Annotated in this window: 17 protein-coding genes and 3 pseudogenes; 8 read left to right on the top strand and 12 right to left on the bottom strand. The window is 73.0% G+C overall.

The genetic code is table 11. The features are described 5' to 3' along the window. Nucleotides 1-423 precede the first annotated feature (423 nt). A pseudogene (locus ABT245_RS10540) lies at nt 424-1,035 on the bottom strand (aminotransferase-like domain-containing protein); the annotation flags it as partial. Here ABT245_RS10540 and ABT245_RS10535 point away from each other — a divergent pair. Both ABT245_RS10535 and ABT245_RS10530 read left to right on the top strand, forming a co-directional pair. Next, nucleotides 1,036-1,386, top strand: a pseudogene (locus ABT245_RS10535) (LysE family translocator); the annotation flags it as partial. Between the two features lie 143 nt (nt 1,387-1,529). Beyond that, nucleotides 1,530-3,464, top strand: a complete 1,935-nt coding sequence (locus tag ABT245_RS10530) for an NAD-binding protein (RefSeq protein WP_351731665.1) — start codon at nt 1,530-1,532, stop codon at nt 3,462-3,464. A gap of 617 nt (nt 3,465-4,081) precedes the next feature. Here ABT245_RS10530 and ABT245_RS10525 read toward each other — a convergent pair. Continuing rightward, nucleotides 4,082-5,881, bottom strand: coding sequence for a S9 family peptidase (locus tag ABT245_RS10525; protein WP_351731418.1), 1,800 nt, complete (start codon nt 5,879-5,881; stop codon nt 4,082-4,084). A gap of 136 nt (nt 5,882-6,017) precedes the next feature. Here ABT245_RS10525 and ABT245_RS10520 point away from each other — a divergent pair, with 136 nt between their 5' ends. Next, the gene (locus tag ABT245_RS10520) at nt 6,018-6,809 is read left to right on the top strand and encodes an SURF1 family protein (RefSeq protein WP_351731416.1); all 792 of its coding nucleotides are present in this window, start codon (nt 6,018-6,020) and stop codon (nt 6,807-6,809) included. 31 nt (nt 6,810-6,840) lie between these two features. On the opposite strand, the gene ABT245_RS10515 is transcribed toward ABT245_RS10520, so the two are convergent. The 7 genes from ABT245_RS10515 to ABT245_RS10485 all read right to left on the bottom strand — a co-directional run bounded on the left by ABT245_RS10515 (nt 6,841) and on the right by ABT245_RS10485 (nt 13,432). After that, a complete protein-coding gene (locus ABT245_RS10515) occupies nt 6,841-8,061 on the bottom strand; it encodes a hypothetical protein (RefSeq protein ID WP_351731413.1) in 1,221 nt (406 codons plus the stop codon). Continuing rightward, nucleotides 8,058-8,735 (bottom strand): SigE family RNA polymerase sigma factor, encoded by a 678-nt coding sequence (locus ABT245_RS10510; RefSeq protein WP_351731410.1) that lies wholly within the window; start codon nt 8,733-8,735, stop codon nt 8,058-8,060. Before ABT245_RS10510 ends, ABT245_RS10515 begins: the two co-directional genes overlap by 4 nt. A gap of 448 nt (nt 8,736-9,183) precedes the next feature. After that, complete coding sequence (locus tag ABT245_RS10505; RefSeq protein WP_351731408.1) at nt 9,184-10,236, bottom strand: aspartate-semialdehyde dehydrogenase; 1,053 nt, start codon at nt 10,234-10,236, stop codon at nt 9,184-9,186. After that, the gene (locus ABT245_RS10500; protein WP_351731406.1) at nt 10,233-11,510 is read right to left on the bottom strand and encodes an aspartate kinase; all 1,278 of its coding nucleotides are present in this window, start codon (nt 11,508-11,510) and stop codon (nt 10,233-10,235) included. Before ABT245_RS10500 ends, ABT245_RS10505 begins: the two co-directional genes overlap by 4 nt. A 230-nt stretch (nt 11,511-11,740) precedes the next feature. Then, a complete protein-coding gene (locus ABT245_RS10495; protein ID WP_351731403.1) occupies nt 11,741-12,400 on the bottom strand; it encodes a DUF5063 domain-containing protein in 660 nt (219 codons plus the stop codon). Then, a complete protein-coding gene (gene recR / locus ABT245_RS10490; protein ID WP_351731400.1) occupies nt 12,393-12,992 on the bottom strand; it encodes a recombination mediator RecR in 600 nt (199 codons plus the stop codon). The genes ABT245_RS10495 and recR overlap by 8 nt, the downstream gene beginning before the upstream one ends. Before the next feature lie 95 nt (nt 12,993-13,087). Further along, the gene (locus ABT245_RS10485; protein WP_351731398.1) at nt 13,088-13,432 is read right to left on the bottom strand and encodes a YbaB/EbfC family nucleoid-associated protein; all 345 of its coding nucleotides are present in this window, start codon (nt 13,430-13,432) and stop codon (nt 13,088-13,090) included. Nucleotides 13,433-13,677: 245 nt separating this feature from the next. Here ABT245_RS10485 and ABT245_RS10480 point away from each other — a divergent pair, with 245 nt between their 5' ends. Then, the gene (locus ABT245_RS10480) at nt 13,678-14,427 is read left to right on the top strand and encodes an SLATT domain-containing protein (RefSeq protein WP_351731395.1); all 750 of its coding nucleotides are present in this window, start codon (nt 13,678-13,680) and stop codon (nt 14,425-14,427) included. A 131-nt stretch (nt 14,428-14,558) separates the two neighbouring features. Here ABT245_RS10480 and ABT245_RS10475 read toward each other — a convergent pair whose 3' ends face one another. The 3 genes and pseudogenes from ABT245_RS10475 to ABT245_RS10465 all read right to left on the bottom strand — a co-directional run. Continuing rightward, entirely contained in the window at nt 14,559-16,088 is a 1,530-nt protein-coding gene (locus ABT245_RS10475; RefSeq protein ID WP_351731392.1) for a substrate-binding domain-containing protein, read from the bottom strand. A 147-nt stretch (nt 16,089-16,235) separates the two neighbouring features. Next, nucleotides 16,236-16,988, bottom strand: a complete 753-nt coding sequence (locus tag ABT245_RS10470) for a hypothetical protein (RefSeq protein WP_351731672.1) — start codon at nt 16,986-16,988, stop codon at nt 16,236-16,238. A gap of 828 nt (nt 16,989-17,816) precedes the next feature. Then, nucleotides 17,817-19,202, bottom strand: a pseudogene (locus tag ABT245_RS10465) (serine/threonine-protein kinase); the annotation flags it as partial. Nucleotides 19,203-19,456: 254 nt separating this feature from the next. On the opposite strand from ABT245_RS10465, the gene ABT245_RS10460 reads away from it, so the two are divergent. The 4 genes from ABT245_RS10460 (at nt 19,457) to ABT245_RS10445 (ending at nt 24,768) form a co-directional block, all read left to right on the top strand. Beyond that, nucleotides 19,457-20,812, top strand: a complete 1,356-nt coding sequence (locus ABT245_RS10460; protein ID WP_351731389.1) for an aspartate aminotransferase family protein — start codon at nt 19,457-19,459, stop codon at nt 20,810-20,812. Nucleotides 20,813-20,921: 109 nt separating this feature from the next. Continuing rightward, on the top strand, nt 20,922-21,614 hold the full coding sequence (locus ABT245_RS10455; protein ID WP_351731662.1) for a GntR family transcriptional regulator: 693 nt from the start codon (nt 20,922-20,924) through the stop codon (nt 21,612-21,614). A gap of 14 nt (nt 21,615-21,628) precedes the next feature. Further along, nucleotides 21,629-24,037: a dolichyl-phosphate beta-glucosyltransferase gene (locus ABT245_RS10450; RefSeq protein WP_351731660.1), complete on the top strand. Its 2,409-nt coding sequence runs from the start codon at nt 21,629-21,631 to the stop codon at nt 24,035-24,037. Nucleotides 24,038-24,117: 80 nt separating this feature from the next. Next, a complete protein-coding gene (locus tag ABT245_RS10445) occupies nt 24,118-24,768 on the top strand; it encodes a putative DNA-mimic protein (RefSeq protein WP_351731387.1) in 651 nt (216 codons plus the stop codon). The last annotated feature ends 12 nt before the right edge of the window (nt 24,769-24,780 follow it).

The following is a 24,780-nucleotide window of genomic DNA, read 5'->3' as shown; positions in this document are numbered from 1 at the left end:
GCGATCTCCTGGTCCTCGCTACGCCCGCGCTGGCAGGGCGGTCTGGCGGGCCCCGGCTACCGCCGCTCGGGCAGGGCGGGCTGCCGGCCCTGGCTACGACCGCTCCGGCAGGGCGGTCCGGCTACGGCCGCTCCTCACAGCACAACCGCCCCCGAACCCCGGGTCGACCCCAGCGCCCCCACCCGAGTGACCCGCGCCCACCTCCGCCCCGAAACCGACCCCGGCACACCGGACCACCGCCCCGGTAACCGGCCCAGGCACACCAGATCACCGCCCCGGTAACCGACCGCAGCGCACCAACACCACCGCCCCGTAACCAGCCGCAGCGCACCAACACCACCGCCCTGCAACCAGCCGCGGTGCATCACGCAACCGCCCCGGAGCCGATCGCGGCACACCACACCACACCACGGCACCCGGTGCTCAGCTCTCGATCTGGTCCTCCGGGGTGGAGCGGGCCAGGGCGGCCAGGGTGGTGAGGGCCAGGGCCAGGGCCTCGGGCGGAGGTGAGGCCAGGGCCAGCCGGACGGCGGGCGGAGCCTGCGGGCCGACGGTGAACGCGGTGGCCGGCACCACCCCGATGCCGTGCCGCGCAGCGGCGGCGACGAAGGTGTCCGCGCGCCACGGCCGCGGCAGCCGCCACCAGCAGTGGTACGAGTACGGCTCGCCCCGCACGGCGAAGCCCTCCAGGTGCCGGCCCGCGATCTCCTGGCGCACGGCCGCCTCCCGCTGCTTGGCCGTCACCAGCGCCCGCACCGTGCCCGCCCGCTGCCAGCGGTCGGCGGCCTCCAGGGCGAACCGCATCGGGGCCCAGCCGCCCGAGCGCAGGGCGGTCGCGATGCCGGCCGCGAGGTCGTCGGGCGCCACCGCGTAGCCGAGGGTCAGCCCGGGGGCGACCCGCTTGGAGAGGCTGTCGATCAGAACGGTCCGCTCGGGCGCGTACGCGGCGAGCGGCGGCAGGTCGTCGCGCAGGAACGCCCAGACGGCGTCCTCGATCGCGGGGACACCGAGCCGCCCCAGCACCTCGGCCAGTTCCCGCGGGACGTGCCCCACGACTCGCCGCGCAGGCTGTTCACGATGGGTCTGATGACGAACCTGCTCAACCCCAAGATCGCCATCATGTACCTGTCACTGATTCCGCAGTTCGTCGATCTCGACCGGGGGCACGTGCTCCTCCAGGGCCTCGTCCTCGGCTCGGTGCAGATCGTGGTCAGCGTCGCGGTCAATCTCGGGATCGTCCTGGCGGCGGGCACGATCGCCGTCTTCCTCGCCCGGCGCCCGTCCTGGCTCAGGGCACAGCGCTGTCTGATGGGCACCGTCCTCGGCGGCCTCGCCGTCTCGCTCGCCCTCGACTCCCCCGACGCCGCGCATGCCGCGGCAAGGTGACGGCCCGTCACTGAACTGTGCGGTGCGGGCCTCCGGCGGCGCACTGAGCGTCCGCCGCTGGAACCGCCCGTCTCCTTGAGGCAGTCTTTCCCCTCGTGGTGAGCGTTCCGATGCAGGGTGGACCGGGTGGCGCACCCGCGCCCATGGTGGTGTGCGGCGACGACGGGCTGGCGCACCGGCTGGCCGCCGAGTTGCGCGGGGTGTACGGCGCGCAGGTCACGCTTGTCGTACCGGCGGGCGCCCGCACGGCGCGGCCACCGGTCGTCGGGCGGGCCCGGGCCGCGTCGGCGGCGCTGCTGGACCGGGTGAACGCGGCCGTCGGCCGCGCCGCGGGCAACGGCACCGTGCTCGGCGCCCTCGGCTCGGGCGGCTCCGGCGGCTCAGGTGGCTCAGGCGGATCGGGGGGCTCAGGCGGATCGGGGGGCTCCGGTGGCTCAGGTGGTGAACCCGGGCGCGCCGACAGGGTGTTGGAGGCCACCGAACCGACCGAGGCGGTGCTCGCCGAGGCGGACGTGGAACGCGCCGCCGCGCTGGCCCTCGTGTACGACGACGACGAGACCAACATCCGGGCCGCGCTCACCGCCCGCCGGCTCAACCCGCGGCTGCGGCTCGTGCTGCGCCTTTACAACCGGCGGCTCGGCCAGCACATCGAGGAACTCCTCGACCAGGCCTCCGCATTGGCGGCCGGGGACGAAGCCGGCTCCTCGGGCGACGCGTCCACGACCGTGCTGTCCGACGCCGACACCGCCGCCCCGGCACTGGTCGCGACCGCGGTCGCCGGCACCAGCAAGGTCGTACAGACGGACGGGCTGCTGCTGCGCGCGGTGGAACGGCCGCCGCCCGCACCGGGGGTGGTCGCCGACCCCGGGCTGTGCACGCTGGCGCTGCTGTCGGCGACCAGCAGCGACCCGGCCGGCGCGGACGGCTCCGAGGGCAGCGGGGAGCGCGGGCCGCACCTGCTGCCCGACGAGGCCGACGTGACGGCCGCCACCGGCCGCGGGGCCGTCGTGCTGGAGCAGGTCTCGTACGCCGCCGGGTCGCCGCTGCCGGCCGGCCGCACCGGCGTCGTACCGCCGTTCGCCTCGCTGTTCTCACGGCGGCTGCGGTGGACGCTGGCCGGGCTCGCGGGATGTGTGCTCGCGCTGGCCGTGGCGCTGTGGCTGGTGACCGGGATCCATCCGCTGGGCGCGTTCTATCTGACGCTGCTCGACCTGTTCGCGATCGACGATCCGGCCCTGGGCGAACCGCTCGGCCGGCAGATCCTGCAACTGCTGTCCGGGCTGGTCGGGTTGCTGCTGCTGCCGGTGCTGCTGGCGGCCGTGCTGGAGGCGCTCGGCACCTTCCGGACCGCATCCACGCTGCGCAAGCCGCCGCGCGGGCTCGGCGGGCACGTGGTGCTGCTCGGTCTTGGCAAGATCGGCACCCGGGTGCTGACCCGGCTGCGGGAACTGCACATCCCGGTGGTGTGCGTGGAGGCCGACGCGGACGCGCGCGGCCTCGCCACGGCACGGCGGCTGCGGGTGCCTGTGGTCCTCGGGGACGTGACGCAGGAGGGCGTGCTGGAGGCCGCCAAGATCCACCGGGCGCATGCGCTGCTCGCGGTGACCAGCGCGGACACCACGAATTTGGAGGCCGTGCTGTACGCCCGGTCCGTCCGGCCCGACCTGCGGGTGCTGCTACGGCTGTACGACGACGACTTCGCTACCGCCGTCTACCGGACCCTGCGGGCCGCGCATCCGGGGGCGCTCACCCGTAGCCGCAGCGTCACCCACCTGGCCGCGCCCGCCTTCGCCGGGGCGATGTTCGGGCGGCAGATCCTCGGTGCGATCCCCGTGGAGCGGCGGGTGCTGCTGTTCGCCGCCGTGGAGGTCGACGGGCATCCGCAGTTGGAGGGGCGCAGCGTGGCCGAGGCGTTCCGGGCGGGGGCCTGGCGGGTGCTCGCGCTGGAGGGGCAGCAGCAGCCGTCCCCCGACCATGTGCTGCGCTCCGGTGACCGGGTGGTACTGGCAGCGACCCGGCGGGGCCTGGCGGAGTTGCAGGGCCACCGCCGCGGGTCGCACCCTGACGGGCCTGCCTGAGGGAGCTGCCGGGATCGTGTCGAACGAGGGTTTTCGGCGGAGGGGTGCGGTTGCGTTGTCGTGTGCGGGTGGTACTCGGCCGTTCGCGCAGTTCCCCGCGCCCCTGGATGGAGTGGTGCAGGTCCGTCGTCAGGTGCGGGTTGTACGTGGTTGGTCGCGCAGTTCCCCGCGCCCCTGAGGGGGGTGCAGGCACGTTGTCGAGTGCCGGTTGTACGTGGTTGGGCTGGCCAGGTGGTGCGCGCGGCCTGTGGCTGCCGAGCCGCGGGGCGGTCAGCGCGTGCGCACTGAGTCGCCCGGCCCGACGCCACCGGGCCAACCAGCCCGCGAGGACCGAGCCGCCCCCGGCCGACGGAGCCGCCCCGCCCCCGCCGAACCCCCACCCCAACGGACGGAGCCCCATCCCGCCCGACCGCACCACCCGCCCGAAACCGACCGAACTGCCCCACCCCCGCCGATCAGATCGGCCCCCACCGGTCGCACCGAAGCCCCGCCCGCCAGGCCAGCCCCCACCGATCGAGACGAAGCCCCGCCCATCAGGCCGACCCCCGCCAGTCGAACCGAAGCCCCACCCATCAGGCCAGCCCCCGGGGGCGGTCAGGGTTCGGGGGTTGGGGCGGTCAGCCCTGGAGGTGGCGGTGGGCGAAGTTCAGTTCCAGGCGGACCTGTTTGATGCGTTCGTCGACCACCAGGGAGCCGTGGCCCGCCTCGTAGCGGTACACCTCGTGGACCGCGCCCCGGGATTCGAGCCGTTTGACGTAGTTGTCGATCTGGCGGATGGGGCAGCGCGGGTCGTTGACCCCCGCGGAGATGTAGACGGGGGCCTTGACGTCGTCGACGTAGGTGAGCGGGGACGAGGCCCGGAAGCGGTCGGGGACCTCCTCGGGCGTGCCGCCCAGCAGGGTGCGGTCCATGGCCTTCAGCGCCTCCATCTCGTCCTCGTACGCCGTCACATAGTCGGCGACGGGGACCACGGCGATGCCCACCGTCCAGGCGTCCGGCTGGGTGCCGAGGCCGAGGAGGGTGAGATAGCCGCCCCAGGAGGCGCCGGTGAGGACGAGCCGGCCGGGGTCGGCCAGGCCCGAGGACACCGCCCAGTCGCGGACCGCGGCCACGTCCTCCAGCTCGATCAGGCCCACCCGGTGCTTCAGGGCGTCCGTCCAGGCCCGGCCGTAGCCCGTCGAGCCGCGGTAGTTGATCCGCACCACCGCGTAGCCGTGGTCCACCCAGGCCGCCGGGCCCGCGGCGAACGAGTCGCTGTCGTGCCAGGTCGGGCCGCCGTGCAGGTCGAAGACCGTGGGAAGGGGACCGCTGGCCCCGGCCGGCTTCTGGATCAACGCGTGGATGCGGCCGCCGGGCCCGGTCACCCACGCGTCCTCCACCACGACCGAGGGCGGGCAGGGCATCCCGGGCGGGTCCAGGACCACCCGGCCCGTCGTCGAACGCACCGCGGGCGGCTCGGCGGCCGAGGACCACAGGAACTCCACGCTGCCGTCGGGCCGGGCCGTCGCGCCGGAGACCGAGCCGGGCGGGGTCGGGATCCTGGTCAGCTCGCGGCTCGCCAGGTCGTAGCGGAACAGTTCGCTGCGCGCCTCGAAGCTGTGCGCGATGAGCAGCGCGGTGCCGTCCGGATACCAGTCCGCGCTCACGTCACCGGGGAGGTCCAGGGCCAGCTCGGTCTCCTCGCCCGAGGCCACGTCCCAGACCAGGGGCTCCCAGCGGCCCCTTCGCTGGTGGCCGATGAGCAGCCGGGTGTCGCCGTCGACCGGGGCGAAGCCCAGCACCTCAAGGCCCAGCTCCCGCGTGCCGCCCTTGCTGTCGTCGAGTTCGGCGACCGCCGTGCCGTCCGGGCGCAGGACGCGCAGCGCGGAGTGCATCGCGTCGCCGTGCTCCGTGTGCTCGATCGCGATCAGCGAACCGTCGTGGGAGAGATCGCCGACGCCCGCCGACTCGCGGTGCCGGTACAGCTCGAACGGCTCCTCGCCGCCGCGGGCCACATGGATCGTCGTGCCCTCCTCGTCCGTCGAGCGGCCGACGATCGCCGTGCGGCCGTCCCGGGCGAGGGCGAGGCCGGCCGGGTAGGAGGGGGCGAGGCCCGGCGTGGCGGGCTCGTCCGCGCCGCCCGTGAAGGGCTGCCGGCGCCACACGCCGAACTCGTCGCCGTCCTTGTCGTCGAACCACCAGATCCAGGCGCCGTCCGGGGAGAGCAGCCCGTCCGTCGTGCCGTTGGGCCGGGCCGTCGCCTGACGCTGCGCTCCCGTCGCACGGTCCCACGCGTACAGCTCGTACGTCCCCGTCGCGTTCGACACGAACAGGGAGCGGTCGGGCGCGTCCTCCGCCCAGTCCGGCAGCGACACCCGCGGCGCGCGGAAGCGCTTCTCCCAGTCCGGCATGCTGCTCTCGTTCTTGGCCCCAGTCATGGCCCCATAGTGCCTGCTCCCACCGGCCGTCCGCTGCCGAGTGCTCCCAGCCTGTGGACAACAGCCTGTGGACAACTTCCCCGTCCGGCGCCGCCCCGGCGGCCGAAGCCGCGCCGGCAGCCCGTACCGTGGTGGCGTGTACCGGTTTCTGCTGACACCCCGCTGGTGGGGCATCAACGTCTTCGTGCTGCTCGCCATCCCGTTCTGCGTCTTCATGGGATCGTGGCAACTGGGCCGGTTCGAGGACCGGGTGCAGGACCACCGTGACGCGACGGAGCAGGCCGCGGCGGGCAGAACGCAGGCGGCACGCCCGCTGGCCGACCTGCTGCCCGTCGACAAGGCCACGTCCGGCAAGCGGGCCACCGCGACCGGCCGGTACGGCAAGCAGCTTCTCGTGCCCGACCGGGAGCTGGACGGCAGGAGCGGCTACTACGTGCTGACGCTGCTGCGCACCGACTCCGGCAAGGCGCTGCCCGTGGTGCGCGGCTGGCTGCCCGGCACCGCGGACCCGGCCGATGCGCCCGCCCCGCCGGCCGGCGAGGTCACCGTCACCGGTGCGCTCCAGGCGTCCGAGACGCCGGGTGACAACGGGGTCAGCGCCGCGAGCGGGCTGCCGTCGGGGCAGACGGCGGCGATCAGTGCGGCGTCCCTGGTGAACCTGGTGCCGTACCGGGTGTACGACGCGTGGATCACGCTCGACGAGGGCGACTCGGGGATGACGGCGGTGCCGGCGTCGGCGCCCGGCGGCTCGGGCCTTGACCTGAAGGCGTTCCAGAACCTCGGCTACACCGGTGAGTGGTTCGTCTTCGCGGGTTTCGTGGTCTTCATGTGGTTCCGGCTGCTGCGCCGTGAGGCGGAGTTCGTCCGGGACGCCGAGCTGGGCCTGGTGCCGGACGAGGAGAAGGTGCCGAGCCCGTCCGGGGTCTGATCCGCCGGACCCCCGCCGCACCGTCCCGGGATCATGTCCCGGCCAGCACTCCGGTCCAGTAGACCGTTCCCGCGCATGCGTTGGGCACCGTCGTGGCGACGGTCGGCGCGCCCGCCTGGGTGGTGTGCTGCACCTGGATGCTGCCGTCGGCCGTGCCGTCCTCGGTGAGCAGCTGCGTGCTGGTGCCGGTCGTGCCGCCGGTGGACGTATCACCGGTGGCGCCCGGGTCCTGGCTGCTGGGGCTCGGGTCGGCGCTGGGCCCGCCGGTCTCCGAGCCGCCGGTGCCGCCGCCGGTGGGACAGGTCTCCGAGGGTACGAAGGCGAACTTCTCCTCGTAGGCACTGCCGGGCGACAGGAGCAGGTTCGTGTTCTCCTGGGACGGGTCGGGCAGGCCGGCCGCGGCGTCACCGGCGACATGCCGGACCGCACTGATCTTGGCCTGGTCCGCCGCGCCCTGGGCGAGGACGCTCACGGTGCCCGCGCCGCCGACCCGGCAACTGGTGCCGGAGATGTTGGTGACCCGGAAGGAGCCGTAGACGACGCCCGTGGAGTCGGGCGCCGCGGCGGTGCCGGTGCCCGGGCCCAGCTGGGTCGCCGTGCACAAGGGGATGTCGGTGCGCTCGGGGGCCGAGGGGCCGGTGCCGCCGGCCGAGCCGCCGCCGGCGGCGTGTCCCTTGTCCCGCTCCTCGTCCTTGGCGCCGCCTGTGGGCCGGTCGTTGGCCTTGCCGCTCTCGCCGCCGGTGGCGCGCTCCCCGCCGTCCGGGTCCTTGCCCTGGCCCGCGCCGCCCTGGGCCTGCGAGGCCTGGCCGGCGATGGAGGTGTTGGGGTCGGTGCCGCCGGAGGTGGAGACATGCACGAAGGCCGGGACCGCGGTGCCGACGAACAGGGCCGCTGCCGCCATGCCGACCGCCGCGTGCCGCTTGCGCGCCCGCCGGGCGGGCACCGCGCGCCGCAGGTGGTCCAGCGTGCCGTCGCGCGGCTCCAGGTCCTCGACCGCCGCGTGCAGCAGCCTGCGCAGGCCCAGTTCGTCCTGGTCCAGTTTGTCGAGCCCGTCGAGCCTCTCGGGGCCCTTGTCGTCGGGGCCGTGGTTCACGGTTGCTTTCCCAGCGTGCGATGGCGTGTGCTCGTGCCGCGGCGGCGGCTCGTGCCTGGCGTGGGGCTCCTGACGGCCGTGGGAGTCGCCCTGTTCGGGACGCTCGGAGTGTTCGGGGTGTTCAAGGTGTTCGGGGCGCTGTTCGGGGCGCTCGCTCATGTGGTCGCCTCCATGGCCAGCCGCAGCGCCGCGATGCCGCGGGAGCCGTACGCCTTCACCGAACCCAGCGAGATGCCGAGGGTCTCGGCGACCTGCGCCTCGGTCATGTCCGCGAAGTAGCGCAGCACCAGGACCTCGCGCTGGCGGCGCTGCAGCCCCTTCATCGCCTTGATCAGGGAGTCGCGCTCCAGCTGGTCGTACGCGCCCTCCTCCGCGCTCGCCATGTCGGGCATCGGCTTGGAGAGCAGCTTCAGACCGAGGATGCGGCGGCGCAGCGCGGAGCGGGACAGGTTGACGACCGTCTGGCGCAGATAGGCGAGGGTCTTGTCCGGGTCACGGACGCGTTTGCGGGCCGAGTGGACGCGGATGAACGCCTCCTGGACGACGTCCTCGCAGGAGGCGGTGTCGTCGAGGAGAAGCGCGGCGAGGCCGAGCAGCGAGCGGTAGTGCGTCCGGTAGGTCTCGGTGAGGTGGTCGACGGTCGTACCGGCCGCCTCCGCGGCCTCCTCGGCTCCGTCGCGCTGGCTGGGGATGCGGGCGGGCCGCGCTGCGGGCATGGGCGCGATCACCGGCATGCCGCCGGGCGCGCCGGGTATGCGGGGACGCAGCGCCGCGGGGCGGGGCCGCAGGGTCGTGCCGCGCACCGCGCTGCTGAAGTCGAGTACCTCTGCCACGCCAGTTGGACACGCTCACCCCCGAAGGGGTTGTACGTGCCGGACGTCACTTTCCCGTCGGGCGGCGTGATTGACGACTTCTTCACAGCGGGCAGCACGCCCGACAGTGCCTCATATGTCGCCATGCGCCCCGCTCTTCCCCTGTATCCCATATGAACGGGCGTCCCCACGCCCTGACCACGGCGTCCCCACGCCTGGGTCATCGCGTCCCCACGCCCCGGCGGGGCGAGCACAACGCCCCGAAGGAGCGAGAGCAAAGACGCTCCCCGCCCTGCGCGCGGTTGCGCAAGGCGGGGAGGAAAATCTTCGGACGCCCGGGGCATCTAGTTCAAGTGGTCCGGACCATGCTTCCGGCCACATCTCCCCGCAGATCCTACAAATGGATCCGCCGGCGGCCAGGACATTTCCGGCGCCGCAGCACCCTCACGAAAACTCCGCCGCCGCACGCTCACGAAAACTCCGCCGCCACCAGCTCCGCGATCTGCGCGGTGTTGAGCGCCGCCCCCTTGCGCAGATTGTCGCCGCAGACGAAGAGTTCGAGGGCCGTCGGGTCGTCCAGCGCCCGCCGTACCCGGCCCACCCAGGTCGGGTCGGTGCCCACCACATCGGCGGGAGTGGGGAACTCACCGGCGGCCGGATTGTCGAACAGCACGACGCCCGGCGCCGTGGCAAGGATCTCCCGGGCGCCGTCCACGGTGACCTCGCCCTGGAAACGGGCGTGCACGGTCAGCGAGTGCGTGGTGACCACCGGCACCCGCACACAGGTCACGGCGACCGGCAGCTTCGGCAGTCCGAGGACCTTGCGGGACTCGTCCCGCACCTTCATCTCCTCCGACGACCAGCCCTCCTCCCGCAGCGACCCGGCCCAGGGCACCACGTTCAGCGCGACCGGCTCCGGGAACGGCCCGGTGCTGTCCCCCACGGCCCGGCGCACATCACCGGGGCTGGTCCCCAGCTCCGTGCCCGCGACCAGGGACAGCTGGGCCCGCAGCGTCTCCACGCCGGCCCGGCCCGCGCCGCTGACCGCCTGGTACGACGACACCACCAGCTCGCGCAGCCCGAACTCGGCGTGCAGCGCGCCCAGGGCGACGATCATCGACAGCGTCGTGCAGTTGGGGTTGGCGACGATGCCGCGCGGCCGGACCCGGGCCGTGTGCGGATTGACCTCGGGCACCACCAGGGGCACGTCCGGGTGCATCCGGAAGGCGCCGGAGTTGTCGACCACCACCACGCCCTTGGCGGCGGCGATCGGCGCCCACTGCGCGGAGACCTCGTCCGGTACGTCGAACATGGCGACGTCGACGCCGTCGAAGGCCTCCTCGGACAGGGCCACCACCTCGACCTCCTCGCCGCGCACGGCCAGCTTGCGGCCGGCCGAGCGCGGCGAGGCGATCAGACGGATCTCGCCCCAGACGTCCGCGCGCTGGGACAGGATCTGGAGCATGACCGTGCCGACGGCTCCGGTCGCTCCCACGACCGCGAGCGTCGGGCGCACGGTCATCGGCCGGTGCCCCCGTAGACGACGGCCTCGTCGCTGTCGGAGTCGAGACCGAAGGCGCTGTGCACCGCGCGGACGGCCTCGGCCACATCGTCGGCCCGGGTGACCACCGAGATACGGATCTCGGATGTCGAGATCAGCTCGATGTTCACGCCCGCGTCGGACAGCGCCTCGAAGAACGCAGCGGTGACCCCGGGGTTGGTCTTCATACCGGCGCCGACCAGGGAGATCTTGCCGATCTGGTCGTCGTAGCGCAGGGAGTCGAAGCCGATGCCCGAGCGGTTCTTCTCCAGGGCGTCGATGGCCCCCCGGCCCTCGGTCTTCGGCAGCGTGAAAGAGATGTCCGTGAGGCCCGTGGCCGCGGCGGACACGTTCTGCACGACCATGTCGATGTTGATCTCGGCGTCGGCGATCGTACGGAAGATGGAGGCCGCCTCACCGGGCTTGTCGGGCACGCCGACGACCGTGATCTTGGCCTCGGAGGTGTCGTGCGCGACACCCGAGATGATGGCCTGCTCCACCTTCTTTTCCCCTTGCTCGATGCGCTCGCTGCTGACCCACGTGCCCTTGAGCCCGCTGAAGGAGGAACGGACGTGGATCGGGATGTTGTACCGGCGGGCGTACTCCACGCAGCGGTGGAGCAGCACCTTCGACCCGGACGAGGCCAGTTCCAGCATGTCCTCGAAGGAGATCCAGTCGATCTTCCGGGCCTTCGTCACCACGCGCGGGTCGGCGGTGAACACGCCGTCCACATCGGTGTAGATCTCGCACACCTCGGCGTCGAGCGCGGCGGCGAGCGCCACGGCCGTCGTGTCGGACCCACCGCGGCCGAGGGTGGTGATGTCCTTCTTGTCGGCGCTGACGCCCTGGAAACCGGCGACGATGGCGATGTTGCCCTCGTCCAGCGCCGTACGGATGCGGCCCGGGGTGACGTCGATGATCCGGGCTTTGTTGTGGACCGAGTCGGTGATGACGCCTGCCTGGCTGCCGGTGAAGGACTGGGCCTCGTGCCCCAGGTTCTTGATCGCCATGGCCAGCAGGGCCATGGAGATACGCTCTCCGGCGGTCAGCAGCATGTCGAACTCACGCCCCGCAGGCATCGGGGATACCTGCTCGGCGAGATCGATCAACTCGTCCGTCGTGTCGCCCATCGCGGAAACGACCACAACCACCTGGTTGCCGTTCTTCTTCGCTTCCACGATCCGCTTGGCGACGCGCTTGATGCCCTCGGCATCGGCTACGGAGGAGCCTCCGTACTTCTGCACGACAAGGCCCACGTGCGCTCCTCGCTCATTTCGTCGATTGCCCGCCCAGTCTAACGAGCGCCCGAAATTCCCCTCCCGAGTACCGCATGGTGAGATGTCCGGTCGCCGCGCCGAGCGCTGTCCGGTGAGTCCCTGCCCACTATCGCGCGGCTGAAGACAGCGCGTTGATTTTTCACCCCGTGACATGCGGCTCCGCGCCCCTTCGGGGCGCTGCACCACGGCCCGTCCCGCGCAGCGCCCCGCTATCGGCGCGAGCGCAGTCCCAGCGGGGTGGCGATCTCCTGCTGCATCACACGGCCCGCCTCGATCTCCAGCGTGTCGTCGCCCATGCCCTGGTCGGTGTCGAGGCCGTCCAGCTCCTCCAGGGGCTGGTCGAGCCGGACATGCGCGAGGACCGAGTGCAGGGCGCGCAGGCTCGCGGAGGCGATGGAGCCCCAGTTGGAGAAGTAGGAGAACTGCCACCACCACAGCGCTTCCGTGGCGCGGCCCGCGCGGTAGTGCGCCATGCCGTGCCGCAGGTCGGTGACGACGTCCGCGAGGTCGTCGGAGATACGGGCGGGCACCGGCGCGGTACGCGGCTCGTAGGGGTCGAAGACCTCCGAGTAGACGTCGACCGGCTCCAGCAGCCGGGCGAGGTTCTCGCGCAGCTCGTCCACGTCCGGGTCCGGGCCCGTGTCGGTCTCGTAGCGCTCGTCCGGGACGATGTCCTCGTGCGCGCCGAGGCGCCCGCCGGCCAGCAGGAGCTGGGAGACCTCCAGGAGCAGGAAGGGGACCGCCGAGTCCGGCTCGTCGCCCTTCGCCACCTCCGTGACGGCCACCAGGAAGCTCTCCACCTGGTCCGCGATCTGGACCGCGAAGTCGTCCGGGTTCTGCGTCGTGGCGTGCAGCGTGGCGTCAGACATCTAGGAGTCGTCTCCCCTCGAAGGCGCGGCCGAGGGTGACCTCGTCCGCGTATTCCAGGTCCCCGCCCACCGGGAGGCCGCTGGCCAGGCGGGTGACCTTCAGGCCCATGGGTTTGATCATGCGGGCGAGGTAGGTGGCCGTCGCCTCGCCCTCAAGGTTGGGGTCCGTGGCCAGGATCAGCTCGGTGACGCTGCCGTCGGCCAGGCGGGCCAGGAGCTCCCGGATGCGCAGGTCGTCCGGGCCCACGCCCTCGATCGGGCTGATCGCGCCGCCGAGCACGTGGTACCGGCCGCGGAACTCACGCGTCCGCTCGATCGCCACCACGTCCTTCGGCTCCTCGACCACGCAGATGACCGAGAGGTCCCGGCGGGTGTCCCGGCACACCGCGCACAGCTCTTCCTGCGCCACGTTCCCGCAGGCCGCGCAGAAGCGGACCTTCGCCTTCACCTCCAGGAGCGCCTGGGCCAGCCGCCGTACGTCCGTCGGCTCGGCCTGCAGAACGTGGAAGGCGATCCGCTGCGCGCTCTTGGGACCGACGCCGGGCAGCCGCCCCAGTTCGTCGATGAGGTCCTGGACCACGCCTTCGTACAACGGACTGCCCTTCCTGGAGTCTTTCCCGGTACGTACGGTAGATGGCTGCCGCCCGTCCTAGGAAGGCGGTACGGGTGTCCTGCCGGTGGCGAACATCAGAACGGCAGACCCGGGATGCCGCTGCCGCCGCCCAGGCCCTGGGCGAGCGGGCCGAGTTTCTGCTGCTGGAGCGTCTGCGCGTTCTCGTTGGCCGCGTGCACTGCGGCGACGATCAGATCGGCGAGGGTCTCGGTGTCCTCCGGGTCGACCGCCTTGGGGTCGATCTTCAGCGCCCGCAGTTCGCCGGCGCCGGTCACGGTGGCCGTCACCAGCCCGCCGCCCGCCTGCCCGGCGATCTCCGTGTTCGCCAGTTCCTCCTGGGCCTTCGCGAGTTCCTCCTGCATCTTCTGGGCCTGCTGGAGCAACTGCTGCATATTGGGCTGGCCACCACCGGGAATCACGATCAGCTCCTGGTTCGATCTCGTCTTCCTCCGTTGAGCACGAGCCTACGTGGTCCACGCGGCCCTCGCCCCGCCACTCTTTCGGGTGAGAACGTGCTGACTCCTATACCTGATCAAGGCCCCCTTCCGGGCGGAAAAGCAGTGAAAGCGCCACCTTCGCCACCCATTGGGCGGTAGGAAGGACGCCGCGCGTCAGCAGCCGATGTCACACAGCGTGACCGGTCGTGATCAGTAGGGAGTGCCGGGTGGGTCAGCCGGAGATGCAGCCCGAGGGTCCGCCTCAGGACGGGCGGGGCGAGGGCGCGGCCGGGCTGCGGCCGGGCGACCTGGCCGGCCGGGCCTTTCCGCTCGGGGACTGGGCGGAGCCGATCGAGCGGCTCGACGAGCTGTACCGGTGGGTGGAACGGGGGGCGCTGGAGACGGCGGCGTGGTATCTCGCGGACCGGGTGTGGAAGCGGCGGGCCGCGCGCGGGCTGCGGGCCGGGGCGGCGGCGGGCGCGGTGGGCGGGGCCGCGCTGCCCCTGCTGGGTCTGACCGGGGTGGTCGCCGGGGCGGCGCCCTGGGGGTATCTGGCCCTGGCGCTGGCGGTGGCCTGCCTGGGGGTCGACCGGTTCTTCGGGGTGACGTCCGGGTGGATGCGGGACGTGGCGACCGCACAGGCCGTGCAGCGGCGGCTTCAGGCCCTTCAGTTCGACTGGGCGTCGGAGAGCGTGCGCGAGGTGCTGGGGCCGGCGGAGGGCACGGCGGCGGAGGCCGCCGACCGGTGTCTCGGGGTGCTGCGGCGCTTCTCGGAGGACATGACCGAGCTGGTGCGGACGGAGACGGCGGACTGGATGGTGGAATTCCGCACCGGGACGGCTCCCCTCGGCCTCCAGGCGGCCCTGCCCACCGGCCCGCGCCCCGACGCCCCCGGTGCCCCGAACCGCTTCCCCGCCCCGCCCGGCACGCCCACCCGCCCCAACATGCCCCGCCAACGCCCCCCGGAACCCCGGTGACTTACCGGTGAGCCCGGTGACTTACCGGTGACCCCGGTGACTTACCGGTGACCCCGGTGACTTACCGGTGACCCCGTGACCCCGGTGGCCCCGCGCCGACGACGGCCCAGGCGCCCCGCAGGGCGTTCCGGTCATGCGCAGATTTTCATTCCCTCGGGGGTCCAGCAGGGGACATGGCCGTGGGTGCGGATGATGTCCTGGCCGTTTCCGCGGGAGAGGTAGGTCAGAAAGCTGGAGACCAGGGAGTCGGCGGGCGGCTGGCCGTAGGTGTAGGCGTACTCGATCTCCCGGTACGGGTACGGGCTGCCGCCGTGTTCGATGTCGTCCACCGACGGGGCGTCGCCGTCGAGGCCGAGGACGTGCAGGCCCGCCGTGGAGTCCGCGAGGTTCAGTTCGCTGTAGCCGATGGCGCCCGGCAGCTTCGCCACCTGGGTGAGCACCTGCTCCGTGGAGTCCAGTTCGCAGCGCGGCACCGTCGCGGTCGGGTCGTCCACGGTGACGCAGTCCACGGACGAGTTGGCCGTCTCGCCCCGGCCGAGCACCCGCCGCTGGAAGACCTGCCGGGTACCGGAGTTGGCGTCCCGGCTGACGAGGTGGACCTCGAGGTCCGGGCCGTCCAGCTGCTTCCAGTTGGTGATCTCGCCGCGGTACAGCCGCCGCACCTGGCCCGTGGTGAGGTTCTTCAGGCCCACCTTGTCGTTCACCACCAGCGCGAAGACCGACACCGCGATCCGGTTCTCGCGCAGCTCGGGCATGTCGTCCGGTTTGGGGCCGTCGGAGAGGGCGACGAGCGGGGGCGAGCCCTTCTTGTGCCACTGGGTCCCGGTGGCGTCCAGTTCCCGGATGCCCGCCGTGGATCCGTGCGGGTCCACGGTGATCGCCGAATCCACGCAGTCCGCCTCGTACTTGTCCGCCACCTCCCGCAGTACGGGCGCGAACGCCGTGGAGCCGGTGGCGGTCAGCGAGCCCTTGGCGCAGCCGATCGGCGGTGGCGTGTCGTCCCGGGCCACGACGATGGTGGCGAGCGTGACGACGCAGACGGTGAGCATGATGGTGATGAGCCGGGAGGCCCGGCTGAACAGCGGCGGCTTGTCGTCCGGCGTGGCCGAGCGGTTGGGGTGGACCTCGCCCTCCCGGATGCCGCCCGTGATCCGTATCGGCCGCCCGACCTCGCCGCCCGACAGCAGCACCAGCAGCTTGAAGTGGTCCCCTCTGTTGAGCGGGACACGCGGGATGCGCAGGCTGTTGCCGGAGTAGGAGAAGCCCCGCTCCGCGGAGAAGTGGTCCCTCAGGTGGTCGGCGTGGGTCGGCTGCGTGACCGACACGCCCCGCACCGTCCGGTCGGTGAACACCGCGGTCAGACCGTGCTGTTCGGGGCCCGTGTAGTCGTCCCGGTCGATGCCCTGCGAGCCGTCGTTCTCCACGCGCAGCAGCACGAGCGTGGCGTCCGCCATGTCCGGCGCCTCGTCGAACAGGCCCAGCCGCCGGTTGAGGCGGCCCGACCGCTCGTCGTCCCCTATGGGGTTGTCCATCTGGACGCGGTAGCCGATCCGTTTGCGGCGCGGCACCCGGCGCTCGTACCAGACCATGCCCGCCGACGCGACGATGCCCAGCACCGCCGTCCCGACGGCTACGACGTTCTCCGTACTCAGCCACTCCATGTGGGTGCCCCCGCAACTCCCCGGAGTCAAGGTGGGGTCACCGTACGCGCACGGGAGCGGACATCGCGGTCTGGTACGCAGAAGTTCTCCGGACGTTCAACCGCCATGCGGACAACGGGAGTTCGGCGCACCGTGGGGCCGCCGGGCTCACCGCCGGGTGTACGTCAGGTTCTCCCCGCCGCCCAGCTGCGTGCGCCGCAGCCGGCCGTCCGGCAGCAGCGTGACCGAAGTGGCCTCGCCGGGGCTGCACGACGACAGCGGTGCGCCGGAGGCGACGGTGGACGGGCCGATCCCCAACGGGCCGTCACCGCTGGGCTGTTCGGCCAGCTTCGCCTCGAACACGCAGTGGTAGGTGCCGCCGCCCTCGGCCGGCCCGTCGGCGACCAGCGTCAGCACGGTGTCGCCCACCTTCCCCTGGGCGATGGTGAGTTCGCGGGTGTTGTACCCGGCGGCGTTCTCGATCGACGCCTCCCATGTGCCCAGGTACGCGGCCGGGATCACGCCGCCCGCGGGCGCCGAGGAGGTCGGCGCCGAGTCCGTGGGCGACGGTGTCCCGCCGGTGGGCCCGCCGCCGGTCGGCGGGGCGGAGGTGGCGGTCCCGCCGCCGCCCTTGTCGTCGGTGGCGCCGCCCCCGTTCAGCAGCGCGTACACCGAGCCGCCCGCGGCGAGCGCGACGACCAGCGCGATCACGACGAGCAGCGCCGTGGACCGGCCGCTGCGCCGCTCGGGCGCCGGGGGGCCGTACGGCTCAGTGGCGCCGAGGCCGCCGGCGTACGGCTGCTGCGGGTAGCCGTACCCGGCCGGCTGGAGGTGCTGCTGCGGGTGGCCGTGGCCGTACGAACCGGGAACGCCGGCAGGCCCGTACCCGGAGCCGGGCGCGGGCGTATGGCCTGCGGCCACCGTCGGGAGATGGCCGACCGGGTTCCCCGGCGACGGCGCCGCGGCGTCGTCCCTGACGGGGGCATGCTCCGGAAAGCCCCCGTCAGGAACAACACCCGAACCAGGAACACCTGACGCGGAAGCCCCCCAGGGCAAAGCCCCCGAAGCGGAAGCGGCGGAACCGGGACCCATCGGACCGGGAGTCCCCGACGCGGGAACGGCGGGCCCGGGAACGCCCGGACCGGGAGTCCCCGACGCGGGAGCGGCCGGACTGGGAACCGCCGGACCAGGAGCCCCCGCAGCGGAAGCGGCGGAACCAGGACCCACCGGACCGGGAGTCCCCGACGCGGGAACGGCGGGCCCGGGAACGCCCGGACCGGGAACCCCCGGACCAGGAACGGTCGGGCCATGGGCAGCCGGAGCGGAAGCGGCGGGACCGGGACCCAGCGGACCAGTAACCCCCGGGCCAGGGGCCCCCGGGCCAGGAATACCCGAAGCAGGAACGCCCGGACCGGGAGCACCCCAAGCGGAGGCGGCGGGACCGGGACCCACCGGACCGGGAATCCCCGACGCGGGAGCGGCAGGGCTGGGAACCGCCGATCCAGGAGCCCCCGCAGCGGGAGCGCCCGAAGCAGGAGCCGCCGGACCAGAAACCCCCGGAGCGGGAGCGGTCGGAGCGGGAGCGGTCGGGCCGGGAGCGGTCGGGCCGGGAGCGGCCGTACCAGGAGCCCCCGAACCAGGGGCGCCCGGAGCGGGAACGGTTGGGTCGGCAGCCGCCTGGCCTGGAACGAACGGCATTCCGTCCTGAATTGCCGTGCTGCCGTCCCGGACGGGCGCATCACCGCCCCTCGCCGGAGGTCGGCCGGGCGCCCCCGCGCCCTGAGCGCCCACCCCAGCCGCCCCATCCACGCCGCCGGCACCAACGGCACCCCCCGGACCCACACCCCCAACGCCTCCAGCGCCCCACGCACCCACCGCACCCGCAGGACCCACACCCCCAGCGCCGTCCGCGCCACGAACACCCGCCGCACCCGCCGGATCCACGCCCCCACTGCCCCACGCACCCACCACACCTGCGGCACCCGGCGCACCCCCCGGACCCACACCCCCAACGCCTCCAGCGCCCCACGCACCCACCGCACCCGCAGGACCCACACCCCCAGCGCCGTCCGCGCCCCGAACACCCACCGCACCCACACTCCCAGCGCCCCCAGCGCCCCCGGCGCCCCCAGCGCCCGCGGGACCCGCTCCCCCGGTGGCTTTGGCGCGGGCCGTGCTCGTTGCGTCTGGCGGGGTGTTCTGGGCGGGCGTGCTCTCGGGGTTCTCCGTGTCCAGCAACCGCACCGCGTGGCGGCCGAGTTGGGCCACCAGGGTGGCGGGGAGCCAGGGCTCGCGTGAGCGGCCGTCGGACACCGTGTCCTCCGCGCCGGTGCGTTCCAGGATCCGGTCCAGCGTCGGCCGTGCGGCCGGGTCCTTGCGCAGACAGTCGCGGACGAGGTCGGCGATGCCCTCGGGGACGCCCGCGAGATCGGGTTCCTCCTGGGCGATGCGGAACATCAGGGCGTGCACCCCGCTGCCGGCACCGCCGAAGGGAAGCGCGCCGGACGCCGCGTAGGCGAGCACGGAACCGAGGCAGAAGACGTCGCAGGCGGGCGTGATCCGGTCGCCGCGCACCTGCTCGGGCGCCATGAAGCCGGGCGAGCCGACCAGCGAGCCGGTGCGGGTGAGCCCGTCCCCGGCCAGGGTTTCCAGCGCCCGCGCGATCCCGAAGTCGATGACCCGCGGCCCGTCGATGGTCACCAGCACATTGGACGGTTTGAGGTCGCGGTGGACGATCCCGGCGGCGTGGATGTCCTGGAGCGCGCGCGCGAGCCCGGCGGCGAGGATGCGCACCGTGCGCTCGGGCAGCGCGCCGTGCTCACGCCCCACGACCTGCTCCAGGCTGGGCCCGGCGACGTACCCGGTGGCCACCCACGGCACGGCCGCCTCGGTGTCGGCGTCCAGGACCGGCGCCGTCCAGTGGCCGCCGACCCGCCGGGCGGCCCGCACCTCCCGCCGGAACCGCGCCCGGAACTCCTCCTGCTCGGCCAGTTCCTCGCGCACCAGCTTCACCGCGACGGTGCGGCCCCGGTCCGACCGGGCCAGGTACACGTGCCCCATCCCGCCCGCGCCGAGCCGCGCCAGCAGCCGGTACGCCCCGATCCCGCGCGGATCCCCAGGTCCCAGCTTCTCCACGGAACCGCCCGCCTCCCCCTGTACGTCAGCCTCGGACCGAGAATAGTGCGGCCCTGGAAGGAGTCGCCCGGGGCGGTCCGCGCGGTTCCGGCAGGCCCCCGTCCGGGCGACGGGCGGCCCGCCGCCGGGCCGGCGGCGTACCCGGTCCCGGGCGCGACGAGGCCGCCGCGTCGACAACCTGTCGCAAAAACCCCCCGGCCACGAAACAGGACGCCGATGTCCGATCCGCGTGCCGGGCCTCTACGCTCGCGGGCATGACCCCTCAGCCCCGCCCCGACGCCGGCGCCGCCGTGAAGGCCGCGGACCGCGCGCATGTGTTCCACTCCTGGTCCGCTCAGGACCTCATCGACCCGCTCGCCGTGGCCGGCGCGGAAGGGTCGTACTTCTGGGACTACGACGGCACGCGGTACCTGGACTTCACCAGCGGGCTCGTCTTCACCAACATCGGCTACCAGCACCCGAAGGTGGTCGCCGCGATACAGGAGCAGGCCGCGTCCCTCGCCACGTTCGCGCCCGCGTTCGCGGTGGAGGCCCGCTCCGAGGCGGCCCGGCTGATCGCCGAGCGGACGCCCGGCGACCTCGACAAGATCTTCTTCACCAACGGCGGCGCCGACGCGATCGAGCACGCCATCCGCATGGCCCGGCTGCACACGGGCCGCCCGAAGGTGCTGTCGGCGTACCGCTCCTACCACGGCGGCACCCAGCAGGCGATCAACGTCACCGGCGACCCGCGCCGCTGGCCCTCCGACAGCGGGACCGCCGGGGTCGTCCACTTCTGGGCGCCGTTCCTCTACCGCTCCCGCTTCTACGCCGAGACCGAGGAGCAGGAGTGCGCCCGGGCGCTGGAGCACCTGGAGACCACGATCACCTTCGAGGGCCCGGGCACCGTCGCCGCGATCGTCCTGGAGACGATCCCGGGCACGGCGGGCATCATGGTGCCGCCGCCGGGCTATCTCGCGGGCGTGCGGGACCTGTGCGACAAGTACGGGATCGTCTTCGTCCTGGACGAGGTCATGGCCGGGTTCGGGCGGACCGGTGAGTGGTTCGCGGCCGATCTGTTCGGCGTCGTACCGGACCTGATGACCTTCGCGAAGGGCGTGAACTCCGGATATGTGCCGCTCGGCGGTGTGGCGATCTCCGGGGAGATCGCCGAGACCTTCGGCAATCGCGCCTATCCGGGCGGTCTGACGTATTCCGGCCATCCGCTGGCCTGCGCCGCCGCCGTCGCCACCCTCGACGTGATGGAGGAGGAGGGCGTCGTCGCCAACGCGAGGCGGCTGGGCGCGTCCGTGGTGGAGCCGGGGCTGCGCGCGCTGGCCGAGCGGCACCCCAGCGTGGGCGAGGTGCGCGGCGTCGGCATGTTCTGGGCGCTCGACCTGGTGAAGAACCGGGAGACCCGGGAGCCGCTGGTGCCGTACAACGCGGCGGGCGAGGCGAACGCCCCGATGGCCGCGTTCGGCGCCGCCGCCAAGCGGCACGGCCTGTGGCCCTTCATCAACATGAACCGCACCCATGTCGTGCCGCCCTGCAATGTCTCCGAGGCCGAGCTGAAGGAGGGTTTCGCGGCCCTGGACGCGGCCCTGAGCGTGGCCGACACCTACACGGAGTGAGCGTCCCCCAGCACCGATTCCCACCGGGCGCAACCCGAACGCGTAAGGTGGCGTGCTCGTAGACATAAGCGAGTACGTCACCCGCACGTGTGAGGAGAGGTCGCCGACCATGCCCGGCAACGGCGCCGTGACGCGCAGCACCCTGCGCCAGCAGATAGCGGACGCGCTGCGTGACGAAGTCCTCGCCGGCCGGCTCCAGCCGGGGCGGGAGTTCACGGTGAAGGAGATCGCCGAACAGTACGGCGTGTCGGCGACCCCGGTCAGGGAGGCGCTGGTCGACCTGTCCGCGCAGGGCATCCTGGAGGCCGACCAGCACCGCGGCTTCCACGTCCCGGAGTACTCACTGACCGACTACCAGGGCATGATCGAGGCCCGCAGTCTGGTCACCGACGGCATTTTCCAGGCCCTCGCCGAGGGCCACGGCGCCTTCCAGGGCTCGGCCGACCAGCGGACCGCGGCGGCCCTGGCCACGGTCCGGCGGCGCGGCGAGGAGGCCAGGCGGGCGGCGGGCGCCGGCGAGCTGAGCGTGCTCATCGGGTACGACCTGCGTTTCTGGCGCGAGCTGAGCGCCCTGTTCGGCAACCCCTACCTCGCCGACTTCCTGCACCGGCTGCGCCTGCTGTCCTGGGTGTGCGCGGTGCAGCACCTGCGCCGTCTGCCGGACCTGCGCGGCCTGCTGTGGTCCGGCCACACCGAACTCGTCGACGCGCTGACGCGTCGGGACGCCGCCGCGGCCCGCGCGGTCGTCACCGCCTACAACACGCACTCCCTCGACCTCATCGAGCGGCTGGCGGCCCGGTGAGCGGTCCTGCCGGGATGGTCGACCTCACCGTGGTCGTCCCCGCCTACAACGAGGAGGCGCGCCTCGGCCCCACCCTCACCGCCATCACCGGCTACCTGGGCGAGACCGAGGGCCGCTGGGGCGAGTGGGAGGTCGTCGTCGCAGACGACGGCTCGACCGACGGCACCCGGGACGTCGTCACCCGGCTCGGGCATCCGCGCATCCGGCTGGTCGGCTCCCCGCGCAACCGCGGCAAGGGTCACGCCCTGCGGCTCGGGGTCGCCGACTCGCGCGGCCGGCGGGTGCTGGTCACCGACGCCGACCTGGCCGCCCCCATCGAGGAGCTGGAGCGGCTGGACAAGGCGCTCAGCGAGGGGAACGCGGTGGCGCTCGGTTCGCGTTCCGTGCCGGGCGCGGACATCGCCCACCGGCAGCACCGGGTCCGCGAATGGCTCGGCCGGGCCGGCAACCTGCTGATACGCGCGACCGCGGTGCCCGGCATACGGGACACCCAGTGCGGTTTCAAACTGTTCGACGGCGACCGGGCGCGCACGGCGTTCGCGGACTCCCGGCTCGACGGCTGGGGCATCGACGTGGAGGTGCTCCAGCGGTTCCGCCGCTCGGGCTGGCCGATGGCCGAGGTCCCGGTGCGCTGGAGCCACCAGCCCGGTTCGAAGATAGGCCCGCTCGACTACGCGCGCGTGCTGGCCGACCTGGCCCGGCTGCGGGCCCGCGCGCTGCGCCCCGCCGATCTGCTGGCGGCCGTCCTGTTCCTGCTGATGGCGGTCCTCCTGTACTCGGGCCGCCTCTTCGACCCGGCGCACCACTACCTGCCGGACTCGCTGCAGGACCAGAACCAGTGGGAGTGGTTCTTCGCGGTGACGGCCGACAACGTCGCCCATCTGCGCAACCCGCTCTTCACCGACCTTCAGGGCTTCCCCGACGGCGTCAACCTGATGGCCAACACGGTCATGCTGGGCCTGTCCGTGCCGTTCGCGCCGCTCACCCTGCTGGCCGGACCGGCGGTCTCGCTGAGCGTGTGCATGGCGCTGGGGCTGGCCGCGACCGCGGCCGCCTGGTACTGGCTGATCGTGAAACGGGTGGTGCGGCAGCGGGCCGCCGCGTTCCTCGGCGCGCTGCTGGCGGCCTTCGCCCCGCCGATGGTCAGCCACGCCAACGCGCACCCCAACTTCGTCGTCCTGTTCATGATCCCGTTGATCGTCGACCGGGCCCTGCGGCTGTGCGCGGGCACCCGGGTGGTGCGGGACGGGATCGTGCTGGGCCTGATGGCGACGTACCAGGTCTTCCTCGGCGAGGAGCCGCTGCTGCTCGCCTCGGTCGGCATGCTGCTGTTCGCCGCCGGCTACGCGGTCGTCCGCCGGGATGTGGCGCGGCGGGCCTGGCGGCCGCTGGCCAAGGGCCTGCTGATCGGCGCGGCGGTCTGTCTGCCGCTGGTCGCCTTCCCGCTGTACTGGCAGTTCGCCGGCCCGCAGAGCTACCACAGCGTCCTGCACGGCGAGAACGCGGGCAACAGCCCCCTCGCGCTGCTCGCCTTCGCCGAGCGTTCCCTGGTCGCCGGCGACGCGCAGGTCGCGGGGTCCCTCTCGCTCAACCCCACGGAGCAGAACGCCTTCTACGGCTGGCCGCTGGTCGCCCTCGCCTTCGCGATCGTCGTACGGCTGTGGGAGCGGGCCCTGGTCAAGGCGCTGGCGTTCACGGCGGTGGCGGCCGCGCTGCTGTCGCTCGGCCCGAAGATCCGCATGCCGCTCACCGACACCGTCTTCACCGGCCCGTGGGCGGCGCTCGCCCATCTGCCGCTGTTCGAGTCGGTCATCGAGGGCCGCGTCGCGATGATCTGCGCGCCCGCGCTGGGCATCCTGCTGGCGATCGCCGTGGACCGGCTGGCCGCGATGCGCGCCACGGCGACCCAGTACGTCGGGCTGCTCGGCGTCGCCCTGGCGCTGCTGCCGCTGGTCCCGGCGCCGCTGAAGTCCGTGCCGCGGGCGCCGGTGCCGGCGTTCATAGCGGACGGGATGTGGAGGCCGTACATCCACCCGGGTGAGTCGCTCGTCCCGGTGCCGCTGCCCGATCCCGGCGCGGCGGAGGCGCTGCACTGGCAGACCGCGGCCGGTCTCGGCTTCAAGCTGCCCGGCGGCTACTTCAACGGCCCCTACGGCGAGGACCGCATCGGCATCTACGGCGCCTCCCCGCGCTACACCTCCAACATGCTGCGCGAGGTGCGCTACAGCGGTGTCGTACCGGAGATCGGCGAGAACTGGCGGGCGCAGGCCCGGCGGGACTTCGCGTACTGGAATGCGGGCGCCCTGGTGCTCGCCCCGCAGACCAACGACGGTCCGCTGCGCGAGGCCGTGACGAAGCTGACCGGCAGACCGGGGAAGTGGACCGGCGGCGTGTGGGTATGGGACCTGCACGAGGGGAGTTGACCCCGCGCCGCACCGACTACCCTGCCCTGACCACCTGCTGTGCGCGCCAGCGCGCCGCGTGCCGATGCGAGGAGCCCTCTTTGGCCTGTGACCTGTGGCTGGTGCCGCTCGTCGACGTCTTGTGCCACACCCCCGACAACCCGTTCGCCGAGGAACTCGCGCAGTACAACAAGGTGCTCGCCGAGTCCGGACTGCCGCCGGTGCCGGTGTACCAGTACATGCCGGGCCTGTCCGGGGACGTCGCCCCGGTGGCCGGCTTCGACTACGACGCGCTGCACTTCCTGCGCCGGGCCCATCTCCTCCAGGTGTGCGGGCTGCCGGTGACCCCGGTGGACGAACTGGGCGGGGACTACGAACAGTTGCTGGAGATGTTCGAGTCGACGGCCCAGCAGTCGCACCTGGTCTGGCACTACGACCACGCCGGCGCCTATGTCCCGGTCGACTTCCCGCAGCCGCTGTCCAACGACGAACTGCTCGCGGGCGGCGGCCCGTTGGGCTCCTCGCAGGCGCTGCTGCGGGAGCTGGAGCAGGTGGCACCGGCGATCGGCATCGACCCGGCCAACCCGCCGGCCGCTCCCCAGCCGCCGAGCGCGCCCACGGAACTGGAGGAGCCGGCCGGGCCCGCGCCGTACGACCCGAGCCCGTTCGCCCGCGAACGGCACGTCTGGCTCGGCCTGCACGCCGCGGCCACCCGAAGCCTGGCCCAGGGCTCGATGATCGTCTTCAGCTGACGGACCGTTGTC

Source organism: Streptomyces sp. NPDC001508 (assembly GCF_040298665.1).
Classification (GTDB): Bacteria; Actinomycetota; Actinomycetes; order Streptomycetales; family Streptomycetaceae; genus Streptomyces.
Note: the sequence above shows the minus strand (reverse complement) of the source record. Positions and strands in the feature narration are given on the sequence as shown.